The organism is Pantoea sp. S18, from assembly GCF_045689705.1.
In the GTDB taxonomy this organism is placed as follows: Bacteria; Pseudomonadota; Gammaproteobacteria; order Enterobacterales; family Enterobacteriaceae; genus Pantoea; species Pantoea symbiotica.
Map to the genome: position 1 here is coordinate 615228 of NZ_CP142689.1, position 24506 is coordinate 639733.

The 24506-nt window shown below is 47.5% G+C and carries 15 protein-coding genes; 7 read left to right on the forward strand and 8 right to left on the reverse strand.

Annotated elements, in window-relative coordinates:
* The first annotated feature begins 48 nt into the window (after nucleotides 1-48).
* Nucleotides 49-954 (forward strand): alpha/beta hydrolase, encoded by a 906-nt coding sequence (locus VIJ98_RS22710; protein ID WP_323271575.1) that lies wholly within the window; start codon nucleotides 49-51, stop codon nucleotides 952-954.
* Nucleotides 955-999: 45 nt separating this feature from the next.
* On the opposite strand, the gene VIJ98_RS22715 is transcribed toward VIJ98_RS22710, so the two are convergent.
* Nucleotides 1000-2202, reverse strand: coding sequence for an MFS transporter (locus tag VIJ98_RS22715; RefSeq protein WP_323271576.1), 1203 nt, complete (start codon nucleotides 2200-2202; stop codon nucleotides 1000-1002).
* A 64-nt stretch (nucleotides 2203-2266) separates the two neighbouring features.
* Here VIJ98_RS22715 and VIJ98_RS22720 point away from each other — a divergent pair, with 64 nt between their 5' ends.
* Entirely contained in the window at nucleotides 2267-3289 is a 1023-nt protein-coding gene (locus tag VIJ98_RS22720; RefSeq protein WP_323271578.1) for an AraC family transcriptional regulator, read from the forward strand.
* A 242-nt stretch (nucleotides 3290-3531) separates the two neighbouring features.
* On the forward strand, nucleotides 3532-3972 hold the full coding sequence (locus VIJ98_RS22725; RefSeq protein ID WP_323271579.1) for a GNAT family N-acetyltransferase: 441 nt from the start codon (nucleotides 3532-3534) through the stop codon (nucleotides 3970-3972).
* 133 nt (nucleotides 3973-4105) lie between these two features.
* Here VIJ98_RS22725 and VIJ98_RS22730 read toward each other — a convergent pair whose 3' ends face one another.
* The 4 genes from VIJ98_RS22730 to VIJ98_RS22745 all read right to left on the reverse strand — a co-directional run bounded on the left by VIJ98_RS22730 (nucleotide 4106) and on the right by VIJ98_RS22745 (nucleotide 7343).
* The gene (locus VIJ98_RS22730) at nucleotides 4106-4480 is read right to left on the reverse strand and encodes a VOC family protein (RefSeq protein WP_323271580.1); all 375 of its coding nucleotides are present in this window, start codon (nucleotides 4478-4480) and stop codon (nucleotides 4106-4108) included.
* Nucleotides 4481-4870: 390 nt separating this feature from the next.
* Nucleotides 4871-5653, reverse strand: a complete 783-nt coding sequence (istB, locus tag VIJ98_RS22735) for an IS21-like element helper ATPase IstB (protein ID WP_323271807.1) — start codon at nucleotides 5651-5653, stop codon at nucleotides 4871-4873.
* Nucleotides 5650-6672, reverse strand: a complete 1023-nt coding sequence (gene istA / locus VIJ98_RS22740; RefSeq protein ID WP_323271581.1) for an IS21 family transposase — start codon at nucleotides 6670-6672, stop codon at nucleotides 5650-5652. Before istA ends, istB begins: the two co-directional genes overlap by 4 nt.
* A gap of 62 nt (nucleotides 6673-6734) precedes the next feature.
* Nucleotides 6735-7343, reverse strand: coding sequence for a LuxR C-terminal-related transcriptional regulator (locus VIJ98_RS22745; protein ID WP_323271582.1), 609 nt, complete (start codon nucleotides 7341-7343; stop codon nucleotides 6735-6737).
* A 321-nt stretch (nucleotides 7344-7664) separates the two neighbouring features.
* Here VIJ98_RS22745 and VIJ98_RS22750 point away from each other — a divergent pair, with 321 nt between their 5' ends.
* The 3 genes from VIJ98_RS22750 (at nucleotide 7665) to VIJ98_RS22760 (ending at nucleotide 10295) form a co-directional block, all read left to right on the forward strand.
* Nucleotides 7665-7943: a hypothetical protein gene (locus VIJ98_RS22750; RefSeq protein ID WP_154157628.1), complete on the forward strand. Its 279-nt coding sequence runs from the start codon at nucleotides 7665-7667 to the stop codon at nucleotides 7941-7943.
* A 621-nt stretch (nucleotides 7944-8564) separates the two neighbouring features.
* The gene (locus tag VIJ98_RS22755) at nucleotides 8565-8744 is read left to right on the forward strand and encodes a hypothetical protein (RefSeq protein WP_154157626.1); all 180 of its coding nucleotides are present in this window, start codon (nucleotides 8565-8567) and stop codon (nucleotides 8742-8744) included.
* A gap of 192 nt (nucleotides 8745-8936) precedes the next feature.
* Nucleotides 8937-10295 carry an MFS transporter gene (locus tag VIJ98_RS22760; protein ID WP_323271583.1) on the forward strand — a complete coding sequence of 453 codons (1359 nt, stop codon included), beginning with the start codon at nucleotides 8937-8939 and terminating at the stop codon, nucleotides 10293-10295.
* 1070 nt (nucleotides 10296-11365) lie between these two features.
* Here VIJ98_RS22760 and VIJ98_RS22765 read toward each other — a convergent pair.
* Nucleotides 11366-12235, reverse strand: coding sequence for a hypothetical protein (locus VIJ98_RS22765; RefSeq protein WP_323271584.1), 870 nt, complete (start codon nucleotides 12233-12235; stop codon nucleotides 11366-11368).
* A gap of 51 nt (nucleotides 12236-12286) precedes the next feature.
* On the reverse strand, nucleotides 12287-21862 hold the full coding sequence (locus tag VIJ98_RS22770) for an autotransporter-associated beta strand repeat-containing protein (protein ID WP_154157648.1): 9576 nt from the start codon (nucleotides 21860-21862) through the stop codon (nucleotides 12287-12289).
* Between the two features lie 476 nt (nucleotides 21863-22338).
* Between VIJ98_RS22770 and VIJ98_RS22775 the strand changes: the two genes are divergently transcribed.
* On the forward strand, nucleotides 22339-22605 hold the full coding sequence (locus VIJ98_RS22775; protein WP_407330316.1) for a YdgH/BhsA/McbA-like domain containing protein: 267 nt from the start codon (nucleotides 22339-22341) through the stop codon (nucleotides 22603-22605).
* 63 nt (nucleotides 22606-22668) lie between these two features.
* On the opposite strand, the gene VIJ98_RS22780 is transcribed toward VIJ98_RS22775, so the two are convergent.
* A complete protein-coding gene (locus VIJ98_RS22780; protein ID WP_323271585.1) occupies nucleotides 22669-23490 on the reverse strand; it encodes a DUF481 domain-containing protein in 822 nt (273 codons plus the stop codon).
* Nucleotides 23491-24506: the final 1016 nt, after the last annotated feature.

The following is a 24506-nucleotide window of genomic DNA, read 5'->3' on the forward strand; positions in this document are numbered from 1 at the left end:
GTCAGCCAAACCCGGTTTAGCAAGGATAAAATAAAAAGGACTAAATTCATGCCTAGCGCAAATATACGTGCCACGTTCGGAGGGGCGCTTCTATTGATGTCCGTCTTAGTTTCAGCGTCAGAAACTCAGCCGATACCTGCAGTGCATTCAAACTCGCAACGCATCTCTGTAGAGACGCAAGGCTCAGGACCGGATGTCATATTGATTCCGGGGCTGGCGTCGTCTCGCGAAGTTTGGGCTGATTTAGCAGCAACTTTACGTAAAAGCCACCGAGTTCATCTTATTGAACTTGCCGGTTTTGCAAGCACACCTGCCCTTTCCAATCCAGATGGCAAGGTCATCGCTCCGGCAGTTGATTCCATCGCAGATTACATTCAAACGCAGCACATCACAGCACCGGTAATCATTGGCCATTCGCTTGGGGGTGAGATTGCCCTGATGATCGGGGCCCGTCATCCCGACCAGGTCAGTCGTTTGATGATCGTCGATGCCTTGCCATTCTATACGTTGATGATTGATCCTGCGGCGACCACCGAGACTGCTGCACGGCATGCCACAGCGACGCGGGATTGGCTGCTGGGACAGTCGCCGGAGCAATTCAAGGAGTTTCAGAAAACATCCATCATTCGCTTAGCGAAGACTGAGGCGGTGAGACCAGCTTTGGTGACTGCGGGACTCAATTCTGATCGCAAAACAGTTGCGGATGCCGTGTATGAACTGATGATTACCGATCTGCGCCCCGAACTCGCCCGCATCAAAGCGCCGATGGAGATCGTGTACGCGTATGACGCTTTATTCGGCGTTTCTGCAGCCAGCGTGGATGCCATGTACCGTCAAGCCTATGCATCTGCATCCGATATCCATTTCACGCGCATCGATGACAGCTTTCACTTTGTCATGCTTGATCAACCAGAACGGTTTTCCCGCGCGGTAACGTCATTCTTAAATCAATAAAGGATGCAGCTGGCCTTCATTTGACGCGTTGTTGTAGGGAAATGTTCAGGTCAGCGTGTCCCTCACCTTTAGTCCTATAACTAGCGTTGCAAAAAACATTATGCAACCCGCGGTGATGAAAACACCTGTTACGCCGCTGATACCAAAAAGTAAACCTCCCAACGCTGCACCCGCAGCAATCGAGGACTGAACGGCTGCGACTACCATGCCGCCAGCGGTTTCAGCCTGATCGGGAACGGAACGCGCTACCCAGTTTGACCACGCAACGGGTACGCCACCAAATGCCATCCCCCACAACGCGACGAACAACATCAATCCTGTTTCCTCCAGCGGCAGCAAAATCATACTTAATGCCGCCACACCAACAAGCGCTGGCATCAGTATCAGGGTAAGACGCAGGCTTTTCTCCATCAGCCACCCGGCCAGCAGCGTGCCGATAAAATTAGCGACGCCAAATCCAAGCAGTATCAAAGACAAACGATCCACATCAAGTTGAACAATATTTTCAAGAGCCGGCCGAATATAGGTAAACAGCCCATACTGACCCGTATGGGCAATTACACACCCCGTCATTCCCATCGCAATGCCTGGGCGGCGGAGTAAATCCATGACAGATGCCGTTACCATCATTTTACGCGGAGCCATTCCGGGAAGGGTAAACAGCTGAAAGAGCATTGTCAGCACACCTACTGCGGTTGCAGCGATAAAAGCGCTACGCCAGCCATAAAGCCCACCTAAATAGCTTCCCAGTGGGATCGAAACTACGGTTCCGACAGCGATACCGCTAAAAATAATGGAGAGAGCACGCGGGACGCTTTGAGCTGGAACCAGCCGCATAGCTACAGCAGCTGCCATGCTCCAGAAGCCTCCCAGCGCGATGCCCAGCAATATACGCATGATTAACAGAACAGCCAGACTAGAGGAAAGTGCGACAAGCAGGTTAGAGGCAATCATCAGCACGGTAAAACCCAGCAAAACAGTTCGGCGATCATAATTACGCGTCAGGCGGGGAACCATCAGACCCGCAAACAGGGCCACCACAGCCGTTACTGTCACAGCCTGACCAGCGAGCGCTTCCGTCACACCGAGATCGGCGGCCATGGGTGTCAGCAGGCTGGCAGGAAGATATTCTGCTGTCAGTAAGCCAAATACGCCCATAGTCAGTGATATCACAGCCATCCATGCGGATTCTTTGGGTTCAGAACACGTTAAACTCGCGGATACAGCTTCAGTTGCTTCGTTTCTCATAACACACTCTTTCTGGAGTTAAAAATCACAGCTCCAAGTCTAGAGTCGAGCAACTGGACGATCTATGATGCCTGACCCTGATTTTTTAACCGAAACTCCGAATATGCATGTAAATAAACATTTTGCCCTTTCATCAGAGCTCATCAGTGAGTTGCTACTGGAAATGCGCCTGCGTGGTGTGCAGTATCGACGTTTGCAGACGGGTTCTGAGTTTGGCGTCGGTTTTAGCAACAGGCCGGGACACGCCTATTTTCATTACATCGCCGTGGGTACTGCGCTGCTTCGTACAAGCGATGGTACGTTGCACGAACTGAAAGCTGGCAGCATGGTGTTCATGCCGCAGGGTGAGGAACATCAGCTTTTATCGGATGTCAGCTGCTCATTTCAACATATCGACACTTTCGGCTCTGCTCCTTTAGGCGAGGCCGTCAGCGGAATTGATACCTGCCCGAGTTCGCACCCGACACCCAGCACGGTCCTGTTTTATGGTTGTATGGAGTTCGATCTTGGTGGAATGCAGAGCCTTGGTAAACTGATGCCGCAAGCGATAGTGGTTGAGGCAAATGAACAGATTTATCCGGGGCTGGTTCCTGTTTTGGGCGCGATGAAAGCTGAAATCTGTTCTGGACGCGCAGGCTTCGCGGGCATCCTGGCACGCCTCGCAGAAGTGGCGGCTGCCATGATTGTGCGTGGATGGATCGAAAACGGCAGCGAGAACGCCGCTGGCTTGATCGCTGCGTTACGTGATCCACGACTTGCCCAGGCTATTCTGTCCATTCATCGCGATACGAGTCGCGAGTGGTCTGTTGCTGAGCTTGCGGCCCAGTCGCATGTGTCGCGTTCTGTTTTTGCTGAACGCTTCAAATCAATCATCGGCATACCTCCTCTGCGCTATGTAAGGGAAGTACGAATGCGCATCGCAGGTCACTGGATTATTCACGATAAGATCTCAATCGATACCGTTGCTCTACGCCTCGGTTATGCCTCACAGGCAGCGTTTAGCAGAGCTTTTAAGCGCATCAATGGCTATCCGCCGGGCGCTATGCGTCAGCGACCAGAGAGAGGCGTTAATACTGTAAATGAGTGAATGTTATTTTTATCATATGCTGGGTTAACTTTAGGAGGCCGTTCTCTACATTAAAAACTGAGCGGTTCAATAAGTGTGTTGCATCCATCGGTTGAACTCACATCACAAAGCGGCCAAGCCCGAGGAAAACGACGTCTGCTGTGAGCGAAAAGCTGACATAATTTGCCGCCTTAGAGTATATATTCCGTTGATTTTTTTGACATTATTATCGAAATTATTTCGTCATACATGGAGTAAGACTAATGAGTTTCCACATAAGAACAGCTCGACTTTCTGATATCGAGGGTATGTTCGACGTCAGAACATCGGTAATCGAGAATCACCTGAGCCGTGAAGAGATGCGGCAGATGGGTATTACCGAAAGCGTCGTAGGCGATATGATTGAAAAAAGTCTTTGCGCATGGGTTGCGACTGAAAATAATAAAATCATTGGCTTCTCCATGATATTTCCGGATGAAGGCTGTTTGTTTGCGGCCTTTGTTCTGCCTGAGTATGAAGGCAAAGGAATAGGTCGCAGGCTTGTTATGCTCGCCGAGCAGGAGTTATTCCAACATCATGAAATTGCCTGGTTGGAAACCGATAAGAATAGTCGCGCGGCGAAATTTTATATGCAGCTCGGTTGGGGTAATGAAACAGATCTCAATGGCACTGACATCAAATTAGAGAAATCTCGTGACGTTTAATTCACAGAATTTTCATCGATTTCCGCTCATGGCACTAAGCGGACAACTAATTTGATAACCGTCCGCTTTGAGCGAGGAGCAGACCGTCAGGTTTGCAGCAAGACGGCCAGTGGACCGGCAATAATAATTGAAATTATACCCATGCCTTATTTTGGATAACCACTCTGTATCCATCTGGGTCAACAAATGTCCTTCCGTTGATATCCCAGTAAGGGTTAAATGAATTCGTCATGTTGAATCCGGCTTCTATCATCCTTGCACAGGCATCTACCCACGCATTTTCATCTGAATAATAAAGAACGAGTAAATCTTCCTCAGTTTGCAGAGGTTGAATGGGATGACTAAGGCAAAAGGTGAATTCAATGTGCCAGTCTAAGCCCTTCCGTCCTAACATCAGTCCATTGAAACCGTCATGATCATTGAATTCAGCTATTTTGTGTAAATCCAGTCCCTGACTGTACATCAGAAAAGATCGTTCAAGATTGGAGACGGGTTTGGCAATACGCATATGAGTAAACAATTAGATGTTCTCCGCTGAAGTTTTTTTCTTGAGAGTTAAAATTAAGCTCAAGTTTACACATGATCATATTTTCAATTTATCCAGGAGAGCTTACAAAATGTCCGCTATTGACGCTAAGCTGACCTGTGCGCTGCACGGTCTGCAATGAGCGAAGAACGGACGTTACGGTCCTGCCTGGACACTGCTATACCATTTCATTCATGACGGCCAGATAGGTTGAATGATGCAGTTCGGGACTTAAAGGAATTAACAAAAAGGATAACCTATTGTGAATCTAAATAATCTCTCGGTATAACCTTCTTAAGATATAGTGTCAATAACGGGTTAAAAATGATCCATTTTTCATCACCACTAACGGTCTAATATTGATCCACCGTTTTACTCAAGATTAGCTTCGGCGATGACGCCAGCTTTTCTTTTCTGCTTTAGTCGATAACTTTCCCCCTTTATCTGGACAACATGTGAGTGATGTAAAATGCGGTCCAGCATTGCTGATGTCAGAGCAGCATCTCCAGCGAACGTTTGATCCCACTGCCCGAACGGCAGGTTAGATGTCAGGATCATTGCACTCTTCTCGTAGCGCTTTGCTATGACCTGGAAAAATAATTTAGCTTCCTCCTGGCTGAATGGTAGATAGCCTATTTCATCTATGATGAGCAACTTCGGCGCCATTACTCCACGATGTAACGTGTTTTTGTACCGTCCCTGACGCTGTGCCGTCGACAGTTGAAGCAGGAGATCCGCAGCTGTTGTAAAACGAACTTTTATTCCTGCGCGGACGGCCTCATAGCCTATTGCAATGGCCAGATGTGTTTTTCCCACACCTGATGGTCCCAGCAGAACAACGTTCTCGTTGCGCTCTATAAAGCTCAGCGAGCGCAACGACTGAAGTTGCTTTTGAGGTGCTCCAGTCGCGAACGTAAAGTCATATTCTTCAAAGGTTTTCACTGCAGGGAAGGCTGCCATACGCGTATACATCGCCTGTTTGCGCTGATGTCTCGCAAGCTTTTCCTCATGAAGCAGATGCTCAAGGAAGTCTATGTAACTCCATTCCTGGGCCACAGCCTGTTGTGATAGCGCCGGTGCTGCACTAATAAGACTTTCCAGCTGGAGCTGATCGGCCAGTGACATTAACCGCTGGTGCTGAAGTTCAACCATCAGGCAACTCCCTGACTGAAAGAGTCGTAGATCGACAGAGGATGGTGCAGAGGATGCATATCGAAGGTTGTCAGATTTTCTCTGACCTGAACGTCAAAGATTTTCTTATCTGGCGGTAGCGCCAGCATAGCCTGCTGCTCTTCAGTCCAGCGATCGCAGGGACGTGTTTTTATCGTTTCATGAACTCGCTGATTCGCAACATCATATAACCAGCGCAGCCCATGGCGATTAGCCGTCTCAACATCAACAACGATGTCCATAGGTTTCAGGCGCGTCATCAGCGGGATGTAGAAGCTGTTGCGGGTATATTGCACCATGCGTTCAACTTTTCCTTTTGTCTGTGCCCGATATGGCCTGCACAACCGGGGGATGAAGCCCATTTCCTTACCGAACTGCCAGAGAGAAGGGTTAAAGCGGTGGCCTCCCGGCTGGTAAGCATCACGCTCCAGCACGACTGTCTTCATGTTGTCGTAAAGGATCTCCTGCGGGACGCCACCAAAGAAGTGAAAGGCATTGCGATGGCATTTTTCCAGCGTGTCATAAGCCATATTGTTGGTGAACTCGATATAGAGCATCCGGCTGAAGCCGAGAACGGCAACGAAGACATGCAAAGGGCTTTTCCCATTTCGCATGGTCCCCCAGTCAACCTGGATCTGCTTTCCCGGCTCAGTTTCAAAGCGAACAACAGGTTCCGGCATCTCAGGTGCTGCCAACGAGCGAACATATTGTCTGAGAATTGTCATCCCACCTTTGTAGCCCAGTTCACGAATTTCACGGCCAATGACGGTAGCCGGGATTTTATAGGGATGCGCTTCGCGAACACGCTGCTGTATATACGTTCGAAATTCATCGAGAACGGATCCCGCGGCTGGACGAGATGTATAGCGCGGTGGTTCCGATTTAGCCATCAGATGGCGACGAACAGTATTGCGTGATAACCCAAGCTCTCTGGCAATTGCCCGGCAGCTCATACCACGTTTATGCAGAATCTTTATTTCCATGCGACTCTCAAAAGTGATCATAGGCTCTCCTTGTACAGGAGAGCAGATTAACCCCTGGATCAATTTTCAACCGTTAGGGTGGATCACTTTTGCACCGTTGGTGACATCAGGTCCTTAAGGCTTTTCAGGCCGAGTTTGTTAGCGCAGTTTTTTCTGTGCTGATATATGGTTTTGACATTTACGTTTAACTGGAGGGACTGCGCAGGGGCTTTCATCCCCTTGATGTAACCATCGATAATCGAGAGTTCGCGCAACGACAGGTGGCATGCGTGATCGTTTCTTATTCGGCCATTCAATGCATCCACGAGTGCAACTCTGAGGCTGTTTACCGGCATAGATGAATAAAGCGTACATTCAGTGTTAGCTATTCTACTGATAAGCCGTTTTTTCTTGTCACACAGATAACGTTCATCATTGATATAAATCAAAATCCGCCCACGCGTTTTTCTTTGAAGGAAGAGGAAAGTATTAAACCATCCCGGAAAGAATATGTTCGCTGAAATGCACACGATCGCGCTGAAGCTAACATCTTCGCGAAAACAAGGCTGCCTTCTGAAAAAATCACGCTCATCCCGGACATAAACGGCATGCGTTGAATGCAGATAACTCAGGTCATCGATAAGACTGAAAAAACCCAATGTTTCAATATTTCGTTCACCGAGCACAAGAAGGTAACCATTTTTGCTGAGCACTATAATATCTTCCCTAACCTGTCGAGTTGAAGAGCTTATTTATACTGCCCCGGAATAATGATGAGAACATGATAATTCCACTCAATCAATACATCTTGAGGTTGCCTGACCAATTGTTACATCCTGACGCATCCTTTATAAAAGAAATTAAGGACATTGAATTCATGCTATTGCAGAAAACATCAAACTTTATTTATGAGTTTTTTAAGAGTAACTTACAGGTGTAACTCTTAGATAATTCACATCGGATGATGAATTGACCAGCAGCATAACTCTGACATAAAATCCCTTCACCCATTAATAGTAACCAGATGAATTATCATGTTTAAAAAAATGGTATGTACGTTCGTTCTCTCATTATATTCACTGACAAAATGCAGTGCCGAGCCTGATAATAATTTATGGCTAAACCCTGATACTGTTCATTCGATCCATTCCGGTTACATAGAAGGGTATGAAAATTTTATCTTTGCAGTACCTGATAAAAACATCTCTGGTGATGAGGCAAAACCCCATCGACTGGATCCCAACCGAAAGCACCAAAAACTTAAAGATTTAAAAAAGGGACAAAATCAAAAAAGCAGTAGTTACAGAGGATAACTGCGCTTTTCGCTTCATGACAAAGGGCGGGTGTGAAGAAAGTGCATTCGGGGAATATTTTTTTAGATTAAGCATGTAGCGCTGCCGAGGATGAACAATATATCTTGCAAGGCAAGAGCCCTGATGCCGTTATGCCCTGTACGCACCCATAGAAACATCTGCAGCCAGATAACAGACATCATCTGACCTGTGCCGTCATAGTCCGCTGTCCAATCCCCCCGGCATCAAGCCGGGTACACTAATAAATGCGTTTAAGTTTATCTATAAAGACTTCAAATCATGAGGCTTTACAGGTCTGGCATAATATCCCCCAGACAACAGTAACACACCCGCTTATTTAATTCTGCATAAACAAAAATCAATAACAAAACATCAGTACTGCCACGAGCACTCAATACTTACCCTTAAAGTAAACTCAGATAACTTAACCAGAAATAACTCACACTAGCCTTTTCAGACGAAAACGATAAAACCCGAAAAAATTAGCATCAAAAAACGAGGAAGCCCATAACAGCGTTAATTAACACAACCCTGAGAAATTTCACTGCCCTTGCTTAACAGGTGGAGGTTTTTTTCAAAATCAGAAAGCAGAATTTCTGGCACTCTGCAGGAGAATCATACATGGATTACTTTATCAAAGGCTGGACTATCGCAGCGACAATCTATACCTGCCTCAATGTAAGTGAAAAGCTATGCCAGATGTTTCCTGATAAACAACTCACGATTTGTATTATTGGCATATGCCTCAATGTTGCCATCAACGTCATGCTGCTCTCATACCCTAATCGCGGGCGAGAATAACCAGCAGCTCCACGAGTTAACTATTTCTTCAAGCAGAAGCGGATAAATTCAGGATTACGAATCTCGTGTGCGCAAATATGTGCATTGTCCCGACATCATTTGCCAGTGCCAGAACCGGCTACCTGTGTCCGGAAGGGATGTATTCTGGTTTTAATATGTCTCTCACTAAGCCGTTAAGACCAAGGAAAACCCATGAATAAGGATGTGAGCACGGGTAACACACTGAACCTGATGGCCATCAACGCAGTATCGTTAAGCACGGTCATTGCGATGCTCGACAGTACAATCGCCAATGTCGCGCTCCCAGTGATTGCGCGAGAGTTTTCAATCAGTGAGTCCAACTCCATTCTGATCGTCAATGCTTATCAGTTCGCCGTGGTCGCATCACTGCTTCCACTGGCGGCACTGGGAAAATCCGTGGGTATCACGCGCGTATTTAATACAGGCGTACTCTTATTCGCGCTGTCATCACTGGGCTGCGCGCTATCTGAAAGTCTGGAAATGCTGACGGTATTTCGCGTGGTACAGGGTTTCAGTGCAGCGGCGATTTTGAGCGTGAATGCGGCACTGATCAAAGCTATCTATCCCGCAAGCCTGCTGGGCAGAGGTTTGGGCGTGAACGTTATGCTGGTATCCGTTGCCGCAGCGGCCGGGCCATCTATTGCCTCTGCCATCCTTGCTGTGGCGAGCTGGAACTGGCTTTTCACCATCAATGTACCTGTTGCGGCAGTATCGTTACTGATTAGCGTGGTCTTTCTGAATAAGAGCCCGGCTGAAAAGAGAACGTTTGATCGCACAGGAGCCATCATCGTATTTATGCTTGGTCTTCTTTTCTCATGCACTGTTTTCGGCCTGACGCGGCAGAAGATGTTTTTTGCGATGGGGAGCCTGACTGTTTTTGTATTGTTACTGGAAACTTTTTACCTGAACCAGAAGCACAAGGTCGAAAAGGCGCTGATACCTGTAGCCGTCTTCCACAGTAAAACGTTAAGCCTCTCACTTCTGATGTCAGCGCTCTCCTATGCAACACAACTGCTGGCCTATGTATCGCTGCCCTTCTACCTTCACGATGTGCTCCATCGCGATATCGTGTCAACAGGGTTACTTCTGACTGCCTGGCCACTGGCAACAATGTTTACTTCGGTTCTGGCAGGCAATCTGCTGAAAAAATATCACTGTAATATCATTGGAGCCGCAGGTCTTGGGTTGTTGTTTGCCGGCATGCTGCTGACCGCTGCCCTGCCGGCGGAACCCGGAAATATTGATATTATCTGGCGAGTCGCGCTATGTGGTGCGGGCTTCGGACTTTTTCAGTCACCGAATAACTATCTCATCATGACTTCAGTGAACGATGAAAATACCAGCGTCGCCAGCGGTCTGTTAGGAAGCTCGAGGCTGCTGGGTCAGATTGTGGGTTCGGCACTGGTTGCACTGTTTTTTAACATCAATGTGAATGATCCAATCAACTGCAGCCTCATAACAGGAGCGTGCTTTTCCTTCTTTTCTCTTGCAGTCAGCTACTGGCGATACATATCGGCAAAGGGCCATTAGAGCAATAAAACCTGGGCACCAGAAATTTGTCGCCGGGTGAACTCAATCCTTAAGACATTACTACGTGGTTCCGGGTTTCTGTTATCGCTTGAGACTACTGCAGCGGACAATAGCAAACTTAACTTAGCCTCGGGCTGTTCCTCATACCGCGTGGGTACACACTTTAGATGTTTATTTTTAGTATTCAGCCGAAATTCGAGAACAGTTCACGCTCAAAAATTCTTTATAACATAGTATAAATGATCTTTCTTGAGTACAAACTTTAGACTAACTCACTTAGTGAAGTCTTTTTTGCCATATTATTAATAATCCAACGCAGTACTGACTCAAGTATAAGTTTTTAATATCTACAGAGTTTAGGCCTGTAATAACACAAAAAAAAACAAATAAAATCATAGCCCTATAAAAGACAACGAAATCATTAACACACAAATGAGCTGTATTGAAAAAAATCACTTAACAAATCTGCTTATGTGAGTCATCCTACCAGTGCTAACTCCCATGAGAAAAATCATAATGAAATACACTTACTACATCAGCATATCCAAAATTGAAAATACACATCATTTAATTCACAATGGCACATGTCCGTTTTATCTTTCCAATAAAGATGACATGATATTATTAGGTAGGCATGAGCAGTTCGTTGTTGCATTAAGTATTGCAAGAAATAACTTTAAGAAAGTTTCACCGTGCCCTAAATGCATTTTGAAAAGGAGATTGTATAATGTTGCAGCATCGAAGCGTGAACCGATTCCGGTCAGGCATCTTCCGGAAATTTAAATCAATATCATGAATTTATCTTGGAAAATCGCAATCTTAGGGTCATAAAATAAATAATTAATATACAAGCCTACATGAGCTCTAAGGGACATATTGAATATTTTATCGATGCTGTAATTATGATTGTCATTTTAAAAGGTCTATACTGCATTTGGTGATAGTCATTGAATTATTTTTTAATTAGATTGCACATTATTCATCAGTTGATTCTTCAGATAATAAATTCGTTTTTTTACAGTTTTCTCTTGAGGTTTTTTATCAATGATTAACCTCTCGTCTTTTATGGATTAGATGAACTTCAGTAAAAAACGGATAGGTTTAACTTCTAATATTTTAGTCCAGAGGACCTGGAGGTTAACAATTCCAGCCAATGCAAGCAGAACCAATACAACAATCACCAGAAGTGCAGTGAGAACAATAATAAATCTGTATAAATTTTTTTGGATTTTTAATTGTCTTTCTTGTAATGATGATGCCGTCTCATAACCCACTACTGTATTAACTGACTTACTTTGGATGTAATAAAAACCTTCGGAAAGACATAAATCATTTGTTATGATCAAAGACTCAAGCAACAATCTAAGCTTGACCCTATATTCTTCCTTAAGTATATTCTTGTGCCACAATCTTCCATAGATAACGGATAAGATATCATCTTCAGTAAATCCTCTACTATCCCGACTGGGTTTGAGTCTTATATGTTCTTCTAATAAGAGCTTTAAAATAGCATACCTGTCGTGGCTAAAATTCGTTGTATCAGATATGAACAGTGACAGTAATGATCCTTTTGATTCACTGAGTAGTAATTTGATATATAAGACTTTGGTGTGATAGTCTAAACAGAACTGGGAAATACTGGTATAAGTTGATGCGCTATTTTTTCGATAGTGTATGATTTCACTCTTCATTTCAGTTAACGTAATCAAATTTACTTTTAGCGTTTTGTTAGTTTTTCTGTCCAGAAGCAATACATAATATTCCACATCTTCAGCATTTTTAATGACCCCATCAAGACGGTATCGATTGTCATTAATATCTCTGAAAAAAACAGAGTAGTAATCATACGGATCAACTGTTTTTTTATTTTCATTAGTGAGTTCTGGGAGATATTTTGACCAGGCCTTTATTTTTGTTTTTTTGATGATGTCAGCAAACATAGCAATACCTCGACAGGGGTTGTTAGACATTCACTGATTAAATGTTGAAGATTAAAAGCGCATTTTCACCCCAACAGTTGCTGAAATATTTGCCTCAACATGCGTGTCGCCGCCGCTGTTCCAGGCTCTGCCTATTTCAGAATACGCCTGAACTTTTTGACTTACAGCCCAGGTCGCACCCAAAGCGGCTTCCGTCATGCTGTACTGTTGATTAGCAGTAATGGTAGTAGTCCCCGCATTATTTGCTGTGTTGGCAAATTTAACCTTATCGTCTCCATTGCTGAGCATCGTCCAGTAATTAATGCGCGCATAGGGTTTAACCTGACCATATTCGGTATCATAGTCAGACGTTAGTCGTGCGCCGATTCGACTTATCAGTGATCCATCCGGATTAACATCCACGCGTGTTTGAGATGCACCATCAAGAGTGACACTATCAAAATCACTATACTGGTAAATCAGCTGGGCTTGCGGTTCTATCTTCCAGCTGCTGTTACCCAGTTGCCACGGTCTGCCGATTTCCACTGACGCCGCGAAAGAGCTACCGTCCGGATGCACCGTCTCCCGATTACGTCCGTTTTTGAGATCTACAGCGTGGTAGCCATACTGCAGCACGTTATCAACATAGAGACCGCTTTCATCGGTCCAGGTGGCGTATCCACCGATATAGGTTGAGAAGGTCGAATTATAAGCCAGGTTGTCTATGTCGCCATTTCTGCCAGAAATTGACGTGTCGTTATCGAGGAACGTGCCATATATACCGGCTCGCCATTGTGCATCCTGATACAGGTCTCCTCCGACCTGCATACCGTTGTAATTGGATGAAGTGCGGCTTTGCAATGGATCGTTGATTTGCTGTTCAACGGACTTAACCAGATATCGCATCCAGAATCGACTCTGCTGATCCTCAGCAACATCTGCACGCCAGGGTTGCTCATCTCCCACGCGCTGATGCAGCGTGCCTAGTACCGCTAAATCAGCCTGTCGGATGATGGCCCCCAGCGTATCGAAGCCGGGGACGTCTGGCCGATAACCCGCACGCAGGAACCAGTCCTCTCCTGCACCCTCAGCATTACCCGCAAACAGCTGGTATTGGTAAGCACCTGACAACAGAACATCAGCACCAATACTAAAGGCATCTTTGGTAGTCTGGGCGGTGGTGGTACCACCATTCAGGGCCTCCACCACCATGATGCCGTCACCTTCTGTAGGTTCGCCTAACTGGCTGACATCGATATCTAACAGTGTGCGTCCGCTTGCCGTCCCGCCATCAATGACAAGCCTGTCTGCGATTCCCGGGCTGTGTTGCTGTGCCGCGATTTTAAGCGTGCCGTCACTGCCCACGTAATTGCCGGTGACGGTGAGCGTTGATCCCACATCTCCACCCCGCAAATTAACAGTGCCCTGATTAAGCAGGCTGGCGACACGTTGGTTGTATCCGCCCGTATCCAGGGTGGCACTCTGGCTCACCATATGGGTCGATACGGCGCTGAAGGTATTTTCAGCCGCGCCCTGCAGCGTTCCCTGCTCAACAACTGTCAGGCCGCTCCAGTTGTTAGTGCCCGCTAGTCGGGCCACGCCCGATCCCTGCTGCCACACCTGACCTGTACCAGAAATGTCACCTGACAGCGTGAAGGTATCACTGCGATTCAGCACCAACGTGCCCTGGTTATCGATATTGCCCGCCAGATTGCCGCTGCCGCCGCCATTACCCAGTTGCAAAATCCCTTCACGGATATGGGTGGTTCCCAGGAAAACGTTATCACCCGACAAGATCAGCGCGCCGCTTCCGCGCTTGGTTAACTCACCCTCACCCGCGATGATATTGGTCAGGCTGGCATTGAATGCCTGGGTATCAATCGTGCCACCACCATCAATAAGAGTAACGCGCCGGTCGCTGCTGAAGCCCTGGGTGTAACGCAGTGTGCCATCAGCCAGAGTGATGCCACCTTCACTGGCGCCTAAATTGGTGTTCGCAGAAACCTGTATGGTTCCGGCGCTGATCACGGTGCCACCGCTGTAACTGTTATTGCCGTTAAGCTGTAACGTGCCGAGATCGGTTTTGTGCAGCGCACCGTTGCCGACCAGCGAGGCATTTATCGTGGCGAGATAGTCCACGCCAGACGATGTGCCGTCACCGACCCTAATCTGTGTGTCGCTTGCCGCAAGAGTTAAGGGCTCCCCGTCCAGGTTGTAACCGTCTGTCGTAAACTGTGCGCCTGTTATGCCCACAGCACCCAGAGAGTTGTCGATAGTGACGTTCCCGGCTTCACCGCCAAACACTGCGAAAGAAGCATTACTGTAAGGTGAGTTGTAACGGCCTGCGGGCGACGTTGTGTCAGTGGTCCAGTTGTCGTTTCCGCTGCCGTTTTGCCAGACGCCATCGCCGCCTTCAATCATGCCGTTGTCTTTCATCTCGCCCGCACTGCCGCCGGTACCATCCCAGAAACGAAGTTCTGCCCCGGTGTGGTTGACCAGGTTGACCTGACCCGCGATAGATGTCTGCACATACAGATCATCAGCAGACTGTGGTGCAGTTCCGATCACCAGCTGGTTGTTGGTTAGCGTCCCGCTGTAATTCAGAACACGGTACACACCGACATCAAAAGTACCACCACTACTTTGGGTGATATTGAGCTGGCCATTAAGATCGAGATTGCCATTAACATTGATTAAATCGTTGTAGGTTCCGCCAGTGGTGTAGGCCTCACCAAACTGGTAATCCAGTTGAGTCCCTTCATTGAGGGTCAACGCCCCCATGGTTAAGGTCCCGACGTTGCCAATTCCAGCCCCTGCCGCCAGCCTGCCACCGTTTTCTACGGTTACGCTGCCGCCGATAATGCCATTGCCACCAAGGGTTGCGCCGTTATTTACCGTGGTTTGCCCGGTGGCTGGCGATTGAACGCCATTGATAAGCAGCGCGCCTTGCGATACCTGCGTTGTGCCGGTGTAAGTGTTGTTGCCTGTCAGCGTCAGAGCACCGGCACCGGTCTTGACCAGACTGCCGCCATTGCCACTAATGACGCCACTGATGGTGTCGTTGCGCCCCAGATTACCTTCAAGCAATGTGGCCGAGCCCAATGCAACATTACCGGCACCAGATAGAGAACCAACGCTGGTTTGTCCATTGACTGCGCTGATATCGACCACGCCACCACTGGCGTTAGTGATGGTAGCATTCTGTGCCTGAGCGGCATCGGCAATGGCTGTCTGGCCACTGTTGTTGATTAGGGCATTACCCGCATTGGCACTGTTGCTCAGCAGCAGGAATGAGGTGGCATCCGTGTTGATGGTGGCTTTGCCGCCGCTGCTGCTATCAGCCAGTTGCATACGACCGCCACTGGTGAGGTTGAAAAGATGTGACTCGGCCAGCGATGCGTTGTTGAAATTGAGCTGTGCCTGATCGGCGACATTGATGGTGCTGTTCTCTCTGCCTAACGCGCCAGTCACATTGGCATCAACCAGCAACTGTCCGATACCTGCTTTGCCACGGATAACGGTGTTGCCTTGATACGTATTGGCCTGATTCAATGCCAGATTGCCGGTTGTCGACCCGGCGGAAGTGTCAACAACGGCTAAATCTCCGTCTCCACCAACAACAGATTCCACCGTCAGCGTATGCCCGTAAGTATCTAATGTGCCGCCACCGGTGGTATCAAGGAAGACATTCCGGTTCAGCGAAAAGTCAGCGCCGGCTTGCAGTACTCCTGCATTTTTCAACGTTAATGTGGTCGCGGGTGCACCCAGACTGGCATTATTTGAAACCTGTAATGCTCCCCCCCATACCTCAATCCCGGCCGAGAAATCATTGATGCCGTTAAGGATCAATCTGCCCGCATCGGTTTTCAGCAAACGTATGCGATTGGTGTCCAGCGCATCCTGACGCAAACTGGCATCAATGGTGGTGGTAATGTTCCCACCGCTCGTGCCATCGCCCACTCGAATCACATAGTAAGTGTCGGCGACAGATTCGCCCTGCGCCTCATAGCTGTTAGCCGGAACGGGTAAGCTGTCGGGAAAAGACTCGGTTACGGTGCTGATATAGTTGAGAGCTGACGCGGGATTAAGCTGGTTGAGTACGTAATTATCGGCGGTGAACTGCATGCCTGAATTGACTACGCGACCATTAATATTGCTGATTTGAACCTGACCGCCTGTGCCCTGAAAAATCGCGAAGGCGGTTTGGGACCAGGGTGCATTGCCCACGCCGTTGGGCTGCGTCCAGTTGTTGGTGTCGCCGGCGATATTGGCTTTCCAGACGCCGTCCCCTCCTTCTACCTGGCCATCGCCGGTTGTCCCATCACCATGATTTGCTGCATCTTCGCCATCCCAGAACTGCAGTTCACTGGCTGGGTCAACAAAATTCAGTACGAGGTTAACCTGGTTTGCGATATTGGTCTGAATCGCATACGTGCCGCCGTCGTTAGGGGGGAGGCTATTAATTTCCAGTGTGTTATTGACCAACGAGCCAGCGTAGTTAAACAGACGATAGACACCAGGCAGGAAGCTTCCGCCAGGCGTGAGCGCCACATCCAGCAAGCCATCCAGCACTAAATTGCCTTTCACATTAACGAAGTCGTTCAGGCTGCCGCCTGGTGTATACGCTTCCCCCAATGAGAACTGGCTATTTGTCGTGGCGTTCAGATCGAGATTGCCATTGATAGTCAATGTACCCGTGCCGTTATCGCCGGGGGTCAGGACGGTATCATTAGCAAAGATGACATCCCCGCCGATCGTTCCGTTTCCCCCTAACGCAGAGAAAGCAGCAACATTGGTCACGCCGGTCGCAGCAGTCTGATCGCCGTTAATCAGTAACGTGCCAAAATTGACTGTCGTGGTTCCAGCCCAGCTGTTATTGCCGCCGAGTCGCGTAAGTCCCGAACCGAGCTGTTGAAAATCACCACTCCCCGAAATCAGACCATTAAGCGTCACCGCATCGCTGCGGTTAATCGTCAGCAATCCGTTATCAATAATGTTGGTGCTGGTTGACAGCCCACCCACGATGCCACCGTCCCCCAGAGACACCTCGCTACCGTCAATCAGCGTTGTGCCGGTGTAACTGTTATTGCCCAGCAACACCGTGCTACCTCCACCCGTGCGGGTCATACCACCGTCGCCGCTGATAATGCCGCTGTATTGCTGATCTTCGCTGCCGTCAAAAATCAGCTGACTGCCGCTTCCTGATGTCGCCACATCGAAGTTGCGTAAAGAAGATGTGCCTGATGTGTTGAGGTTGTTGCCACTTCGCAGAATGGAGCCATTATTAACGTTAATTTCAGGTGTGCCTGATAATACGAGATCGTCGAGTATCCGGACATCTGCCGCGTTGAGTGCCAGGCTATTCCAGCCACTGCCAATATTGGTTCCTTTACCAAGGTCATCGGCTGTAAATGAGCCGACAGTTGCAGCAGAGGTGCCGTTAAATGACAACGCACTGTCGTTGCCACCCTCGCTAAGAATGTGGCGGGTCGTTGCAAGAGAGACGTTACCAAGGGTGGCGCTGTCGCCGCCGTCACCTCCGCTAAAATTAATCGCCCCTGCAAACGTTCCGCTGTTCCAGTTAAACTGATCGCTGCCGCTGCCAAGGGTGATTTCACCCTGTGTATTTCCGCCATTGAGCGTGACATTATCTGCACCGCTACCGGTAAGGATCGCCTGACCATTGCTGCTCGCAGCGAGAAGTATTCCGCTGTTGATGAGCGTGGTGTTGCCGCTGCCTGAGGCATCAATGACCGTTGCGTTACTGCTGGCTGAGCTGATGCTGCCCGTGTTGGTAACCGTGCGGTTCGCGGAGCTGCCATTGATGAGAATGATTGGGTTGGTATTCGCGCTGCCCGTGCTGTTTATAGTGCCACTGTTGCTGAACTCACTGGCATTTTCCGCCAGCACAGTGCTGCCTGTATTACTGCTGGTTTCGATCCGCCCGCTGTTACTGACGCTGCTGGCGTTCGTCGCGGCAATCGCCGCACCAGCACTACTACCCATGGTGATGTTAGCCCCTGAGCTCACGCTACCATCAGTATTCCCCAGAATGCCGATACTGTCTGCACCACTACCATTAATGGTGTAACCATTGCTAATCGTGAGATTACCCGTGGTGGCATTACCATTACTGTCCTCGAAAGCAAATCCCTGACCATTGCCAATGACGTTTAGAACATTACCGTTGCCCTGGGCATTAAAGGTCACGGCGGTACGGATTGCCGGTCCATTAGAAGCATTAATCGTCACATTGTTGAGGTTAATGTTGGCGGTATTCGCGTTGTTATTAATGCCCGCACCGCTGTCAGCGATATCAATCGTGGTATTACTGGCCGTGAAGCTACTGGCACCGTTGTCCATGCGGACGCCATCTGCGCCGCCAGATGCGGTAATCTGATTCGCATTGCCGTTCACGGTCAAAGCGGCCCCACTGCCAGTGAGTTGTACGGCCGCCAGTCCACCATTGGCGCTTACGCTGCCTAACCGATCCACAACAGCGCCTGCGCCCTGTACCCGAATTCCGACATTCCCACTGTTCGCAGCACCACCCACGCTAATGGCACTGTTGTTGGTCAGTGTGCCACTGTTCTGAATGTCAACGCCGATGTTGTCATTTCCCAGAACGCTGACAGGAGCATTAACCGTGGCACTGCCGCCATCGTGCAGCCACACGCCTTTCCCGCTACTGCCATTTAAATTGATTCCGCTCACACCATTCAAAACCAGATTACCCGCATGGGAGATGTCGTAGCCCGTAATACCACTTTGACTGGACGAGCTGGTGGTTGAGGCGGTGGAGGTGACGTTAGTAAATCGTTGATCGCTGTCCAGCGTGCCATCGATATTGTAATTTCTGCCATCAATACGGACAGCGGTCGTATTATCGTGGTCAAGCACGATACCGCCATCGCTTATAGTGCCCTCGGCGCCGCCCGAAACCAGCACACCAACCGCATTGTCACCGTTTACATGAATGGTGGCGGGCCCGGTGATGAGAGAACTGGCAATATCGTCAGACTCATCCGCTGTACCGCCATCATCTACGCCATTAGCAATTACACCGATAGAGCTGTCGCCACTAATGGTGAGCTGATACCCGCTACCGCTGCCATTATCGCCATTGAACACGGCACCGTTGTCAACAGCAAACAGCACGGAATTAGCCTGCCCGTTGTCATTGATATTGGCGTTGCTGATGTTAATTTTTGCCAGATCACCCCAGGCGTAATATCCGATTTGATGGTCGTTTTCGAATGTCAGCGATGCCGCATTACCGATATTAATTTGCGCATCGCCGCGTGCGTGCACCCCAATTGCACCGGCTGACAACAAACGAATCGTAGCCTGAAGATCGACCTGAGCAGGCTGATTGTTGAGTCCTTCGGCATAGACGGCATAGTTTCGGTAGGTATACACATTTCCGTCGCTACCCCCGGTGTCGCCGGCGCTCCCCACGGTGATGCTACTGCTTGCCGACGAGGTGACATTCGCCGCTGCATTTTGCGCCTGCAGGTAAATGGCCACGTTGTTGTCGCCATCAACGAAAATATTACCGTTGTTAGTGACGCTTCCCTGGTTATCGACCACATACAGGCCATAGTTACTTGCCGCCGATCCATTAACCAGCCTGCCCAGTACGTTGATGGAACCATTATTTATCAGCGATCCCGTAGCGGAGTTGGTGAAAATCCCAACGGCATTACGCGTGCTATCCCCGATGAAAATATTTCCATCGTTAAGAATGTTGCCACTGCTGGTGGAATAGATACCGGCGGTCAGCGCACTGCCGCCAGTTAAAGGGACAGACGCAGGCACGGTGGCGTCAGTGGCCGGCACATAACCCAGATAGATTGCCCCTAGATTGAGCACACTGGCACCTTGCTCGGCATAGATGCCATAGCCTGCAGCACGCCCTGCGCTGTTTCGGCTGTTACCTGTGAGGACTATAGTCCCATCGCTGGTGTTGGTAGCACTGCTGGTACCTGATACCGACATGCCGCGGGCGTTAGCGGTTGTGCTATCGGTAATCGCAATATTGATATGGCCGTTGTTGGTAAGCGCGCTTTGCTCCAGGCCCTGCATCGCGATACTGCCGGCGTTGCTGACATCCTGGTTGGTACCATTTTTTTCTAAAAACAATCCGGCATTGAGGGTGCCATTGTTAATCGCTGTTGCGTTGGTCACCTGCATCCCGATGGATGTAGGGCTGGCACTGTCACTTCGCCAGTGATTAATTGTTCCATCATTGGTGAGTAGCGCGCCCGCATCGCCGCGCATCACTGCACTTGCACCATCTACAGCTAGTATGCCGCTACTGTGTACTGAGCCAGCAGCATTGTTTCCAGTCGCGTAAATGACATTCAAATCACCCACAGGCAACGTAGCATTATTCGTGTGAGAAGCCTGATCATCCCAGACGTGATAAGTCAGGTTGATTGAGGTTTGCTGCTGCTGATCCAGCAGACCCGTGATGATGGCGTTGTAGACCGACTGAGCTTCAGGAGCGGAGTCAATGACTTCGCCATTCACCGTTGCCCCGGCGGTTAGCCAGTACTGGACTTGTGGCTTTCCTGCATAGGCGTTTTGTCCGGTCAGATAATCATTGACCTCAGCGATATCAGCTGAAGACGTAATATTAAACGTTCTTGAACCCGCCTGAAGCACGCGTTGCCCGACCTGCACATAATTTGGAATTGTCAGCGTGTAATCATATTGCGCACTCTGTGCTGAGATACTCTGGCTGTCGTTTGAAATGACAGCTGCCGGGCGGAAATAGATAAGATTATCCGATAACCAGTTCACCTGGCTCTGTGCGGTGCCCGTTCCATCCGCCTTGGCGAGAACGCTGTTTTTAGCCAGCAAGTCGAGTGTGTTTGTCGGCGCCGAAACAGGTGTCATACCCGTCGTATCATCCCCGACATTGATATTTGCTGTACCTCCGGAAGAAGCAACTGAAACAATGCCAAAATTGTTATAAATGCGGAACGAGTCGGGATTATAAACCGACAGCATCAGCTCGCTTACCGGCGTGTCACCTGCAGATACAAAGGTGGTTGAATCATAGATATTAATGACCTGATAGCTGCCCTCAAGGCCTGGTATTTCGACATTCAGTTCCTGATTTTGCTGGGGATTAGCAGGCGAAGGAGAATACGTGAACTGATTGATATTTTCGGCTGTAATTGGCGTGATGTTGCCCTGGGAATCGGTCGCCGTAATAGACGTGATCCTGCCTGCATTCGTTCCCCCTCCACCCGCCAGGGCGTCGAAAACACTGACAGTGGTTGAAGTCCCATTGCTACCCGCAGCAAAGTTTGGAAGAGGACCCAGAATATTGAGTGTTGTACCCGGAGCAAAATGATTGGTTAGTGGCGCACTGTCGATGGTGAAAGCCGAGCCAGTGCTTAATAGGGAGTCATAATTAATGCCCTGATTATCTGGAAAACTATAACTCGGGTAGGCGTCAATCCATTGGATGTCTTCCGCCTGCGCGGATCCTAATGAAATAATCAGAATTAACAGTCCCGGCAGCCCTCGTGAGCGGCGTTCTTTTAGGCCCGAGCCATGATGACTTTTTGTGATTTCGGACACGGGAACAAAAATACGTCGTGATGCACTCCAGATAAGCCTGTAAACAAAGTTCATATACGCCGCCGCCCTATATGTTTTAACCTTTTGTTTTTTAGAACATATACCGCCGTTACAGATTGTACCAATTCATAATAAAAAACTTACAATCAACATTAGTACAAAGAATGAAAATTGAATAAATAAATTATTGAATTCATCCGCAGGTAAAGGTTCCACTCCCAGGATGAACTCAGGAAAATTCTTCATGATTTTAGCTAAGTCTGTTAATAATGAATGGACCTGAACACCCTGCTAGAACACATTCAAGCTTAAGTCAAAAAAAATGAAACCTAGCGCCAATCAGCTCACAATAATTTTATTTTTTTGAATAATTTCAGATGATTGCTGCAATTAAGAAAAAGTTTTATTGATATTTTTTTAAGTTAATAAATACTTATCAGGCAATTAAGGTGTTCTCTCATAATAATCATGGTGTATTTACACTATGATTATGTTGCAACATTGTTAAATTTAACAATTCGGAGCGTAATATGAAAAATGTGATGATGAAGGCAATTATTCTGGCTGGTGCAACTTTCGTAACGACCAGCGTGTTTGCGGCTCAGGAAATTAGTAAAGAAGAAGCCAAAAACTACACCGAGGTTGCAACAGTTTCAACTTCGGGCACGTTCACCGATCCAAAAGATGCTAAAGACGAATTATCAAAGCTGGCAGATGAGAAAGGTGGTAAATATTACGTGATTACCTCTGCAAGGGTTGAAGGAAAAGTTCAGGGGACAGCTACCGTCTATAAATAATTTGGTCACTGCCAGTCGTTATGGCTGGCAGTGCATATGTACGCAGGGATTTATACACCATGTTCATTTCCAGGTCATACCTAAACCCGTTGAAAATACACGCTCATCCAGTGTATCTCGTGTCCCCCTGACAATATTCCTGTGATAACCAACATGGAAAGTTGACCAAGTAGTCAGCGCATACCTCACACCAAGTTCTGCATCCACTGATATTACTCCTTCATTATCCAGAGAATGTCCAAGTTCACCATTGCTGTACAGAGTAATAGTTTTATCGATTAAGAACCGCTGGTAGTCCCAATGCAGGGTTGCTCCCAAATGACTATCCTGCTCGTCGTCACTGTAGCCATAGCTGAAAGCTCCAGCCAGAAATGAAACAGAAAAAGCACCTGTATCATCATCCCACAACTGATATCCGGGGCCGGTACCAATCAGAAATTGCCTGGACAAGTCTTCTACCCAGTCACGTTTATAACTCAACCGTGACTGCCAGAAATATTTCTCTTCAAACATGTAGTCGAAGGCATAGCGAAAACTGTAATTATCCGTGTTAACACTCTCATCTTCGACCTCCCGATTGTAAGTTGCAGAGACATCGTGTCTCCACTTTTCTTTTTTAAATTTGGTATTCATCGAAAAGGTATAGTCATCTGTTCTGCTAGAAGCATTTTTAAGGTTTACGTCAGCATCAATGTTCCCAGACCAGTCCCACTCATCAGTTCTTACCTCTGCTTTCATAAACTCATCTAAGCGCCTGATAGACACTATTTCCTTTTTATCTCCGTGTTTAATCACAACATATCCAGCATTGTAAGGAGAAAAAGAAGCAGGATACTTTTCTTTGGTTTTATTGTTACCAATGGATATCTGGGATTCACTTTCCATGGTACTCACTGATGTCCAGTTAATCTTCATAAGACCGGCGTAATTAGTTTTTAACTCAAGTACCCCATCATGTAGTGATTGAACTGTTCCACTGAGTCGATCTCCGTTGATAAGCCAGACTGTATCGGCCTGAACTACACAAGGGAAGGTGAATGTGATAACACACAAGCAGACTGGGAGTTTTATTTCTAAAGTAATGATAAGAATTCCCCACCCTATTCGTCAGTTTTCTGTGATACATCGTTCATAACATCAGCAGGTACAGAGCATTCTTTAGCAGTGATTTTTAATTTTAGTGCTTTGCCTTTTCTCTGGAGATCTTTGTTGCAACAAAAGCCAATCATGATCAACTTAAAACAGGGCAATTACATATCGTTAGCAGGTATTAAGAATAATGCAAACCGTTAAAGTTTTTTTCCTGCTCACATTGTTGGTGTTAATGATGGGATTAATGCACTAGCCAGGCCAACTCATCATACATAGATACAGAGTCAATTTATTCATAAAGAATTTCATTACATTAACCACATTCCACCTGATAAAACTAAATATTTATTAATGGCGATAATCCGAAAAGATCAGCATAAACCAATAATGTTTTATTACTTTGAATCATAAGAATTTTAACAATTTCCCCCTCTCCACATCAATCCACAACAAATCATTTAAACTATTGATTTACATTAACTTATCACTCAAGTCCGTTCCTGTAATGAAAAGTCTGACTTAGTTCAAAAAATGGAGGGGCGATGCACTAAATTCTCACTTTTATGTTGCTGAAAAACAAAAACAGGCTAACTTAAGTATCAAAATGTAAATAAAACTATTTTTATCCTCGGGTTACGTTGAAATCTATAAACCCCTGAACTGCTTTATTGCCACTTATTTATTTTGCTGCCAGTGAATATTTGATTCAAGCTAATGAAACCACGGAGTTATTCCTTGCGTTTCACGATGACTTTCATCGACATACTGTCTCATTTAACTGACTGTTCTCAATAACTTTGAAGAGAAAG

Bases quoted from the DNA above. Each gene is read 5' to 3' on its own strand.
- VIJ98_RS22780 (WP_323271585.1), bottom strand. From the start codon at position 23,490: ATGGAAAGTGAATCCCAGATATCCATTGGTAACAATAAAACCAAAGAA.
- VIJ98_RS22755 (WP_154157626.1), top strand. From the start codon at position 8,565: ATGGATTACTTTATCAAAGGCTGGACTATCGCAGCGACAATCTATACC.
- VIJ98_RS22710 (WP_323271575.1), top strand. From the start codon at position 49: ATGCCTAGCGCAAATATACGTGCCACGTTCGGAGGGGCGCTTCTATTG.
- VIJ98_RS22770 (WP_154157648.1), bottom strand. From the start codon at position 21,862: ATGAACTTTGTTTACAGGCTTATCTGGAGTGCATCACGACGTATTTTT.
- VIJ98_RS22715 (WP_323271576.1), bottom strand. From the start codon at position 2,202: ATGAGAAACGAAGCAACTGAAGCTGTATCCGCGAGTTTAACGTGTTCT.
- VIJ98_RS22750 (WP_154157628.1), top strand. From the start codon at position 7,665: ATGTTTAAAAAAATGGTATGTACGTTCGTTCTCTCATTATATTCACTG.
- VIJ98_RS22760 (WP_323271583.1), top strand. From the start codon at position 8,937: ATGAATAAGGATGTGAGCACGGGTAACACACTGAACCTGATGGCCATC.
- VIJ98_RS22725 (WP_323271579.1), top strand. From the start codon at position 3,532: ATGAGTTTCCACATAAGAACAGCTCGACTTTCTGATATCGAGGGTATG.
- istA (WP_323271581.1), bottom strand. From the start codon at position 6,672: ATGATCACTTTTGAGAGTCGCATGGAAATAAAGATTCTGCATAAACGT.
- VIJ98_RS22730 (WP_323271580.1), bottom strand. From the start codon at position 4,480: ATGCGTATTGCCAAACCCGTCTCCAATCTTGAACGATCTTTTCTGATG.
- VIJ98_RS22720 (WP_323271578.1), top strand. From the start codon at position 2,267: ATGATGCCTGACCCTGATTTTTTAACCGAAACTCCGAATATGCATGTA.
- VIJ98_RS22765 (WP_323271584.1), bottom strand. From the start codon at position 12,235: ATGTTTGCTGACATCATCAAAAAAACAAAAATAAAGGCCTGGTCAAAA.
- VIJ98_RS22775 (WP_407330316.1), top strand. From the start codon at position 22,339: ATGAAAAATGTGATGATGAAGGCAATTATTCTGGCTGGTGCAACTTTC.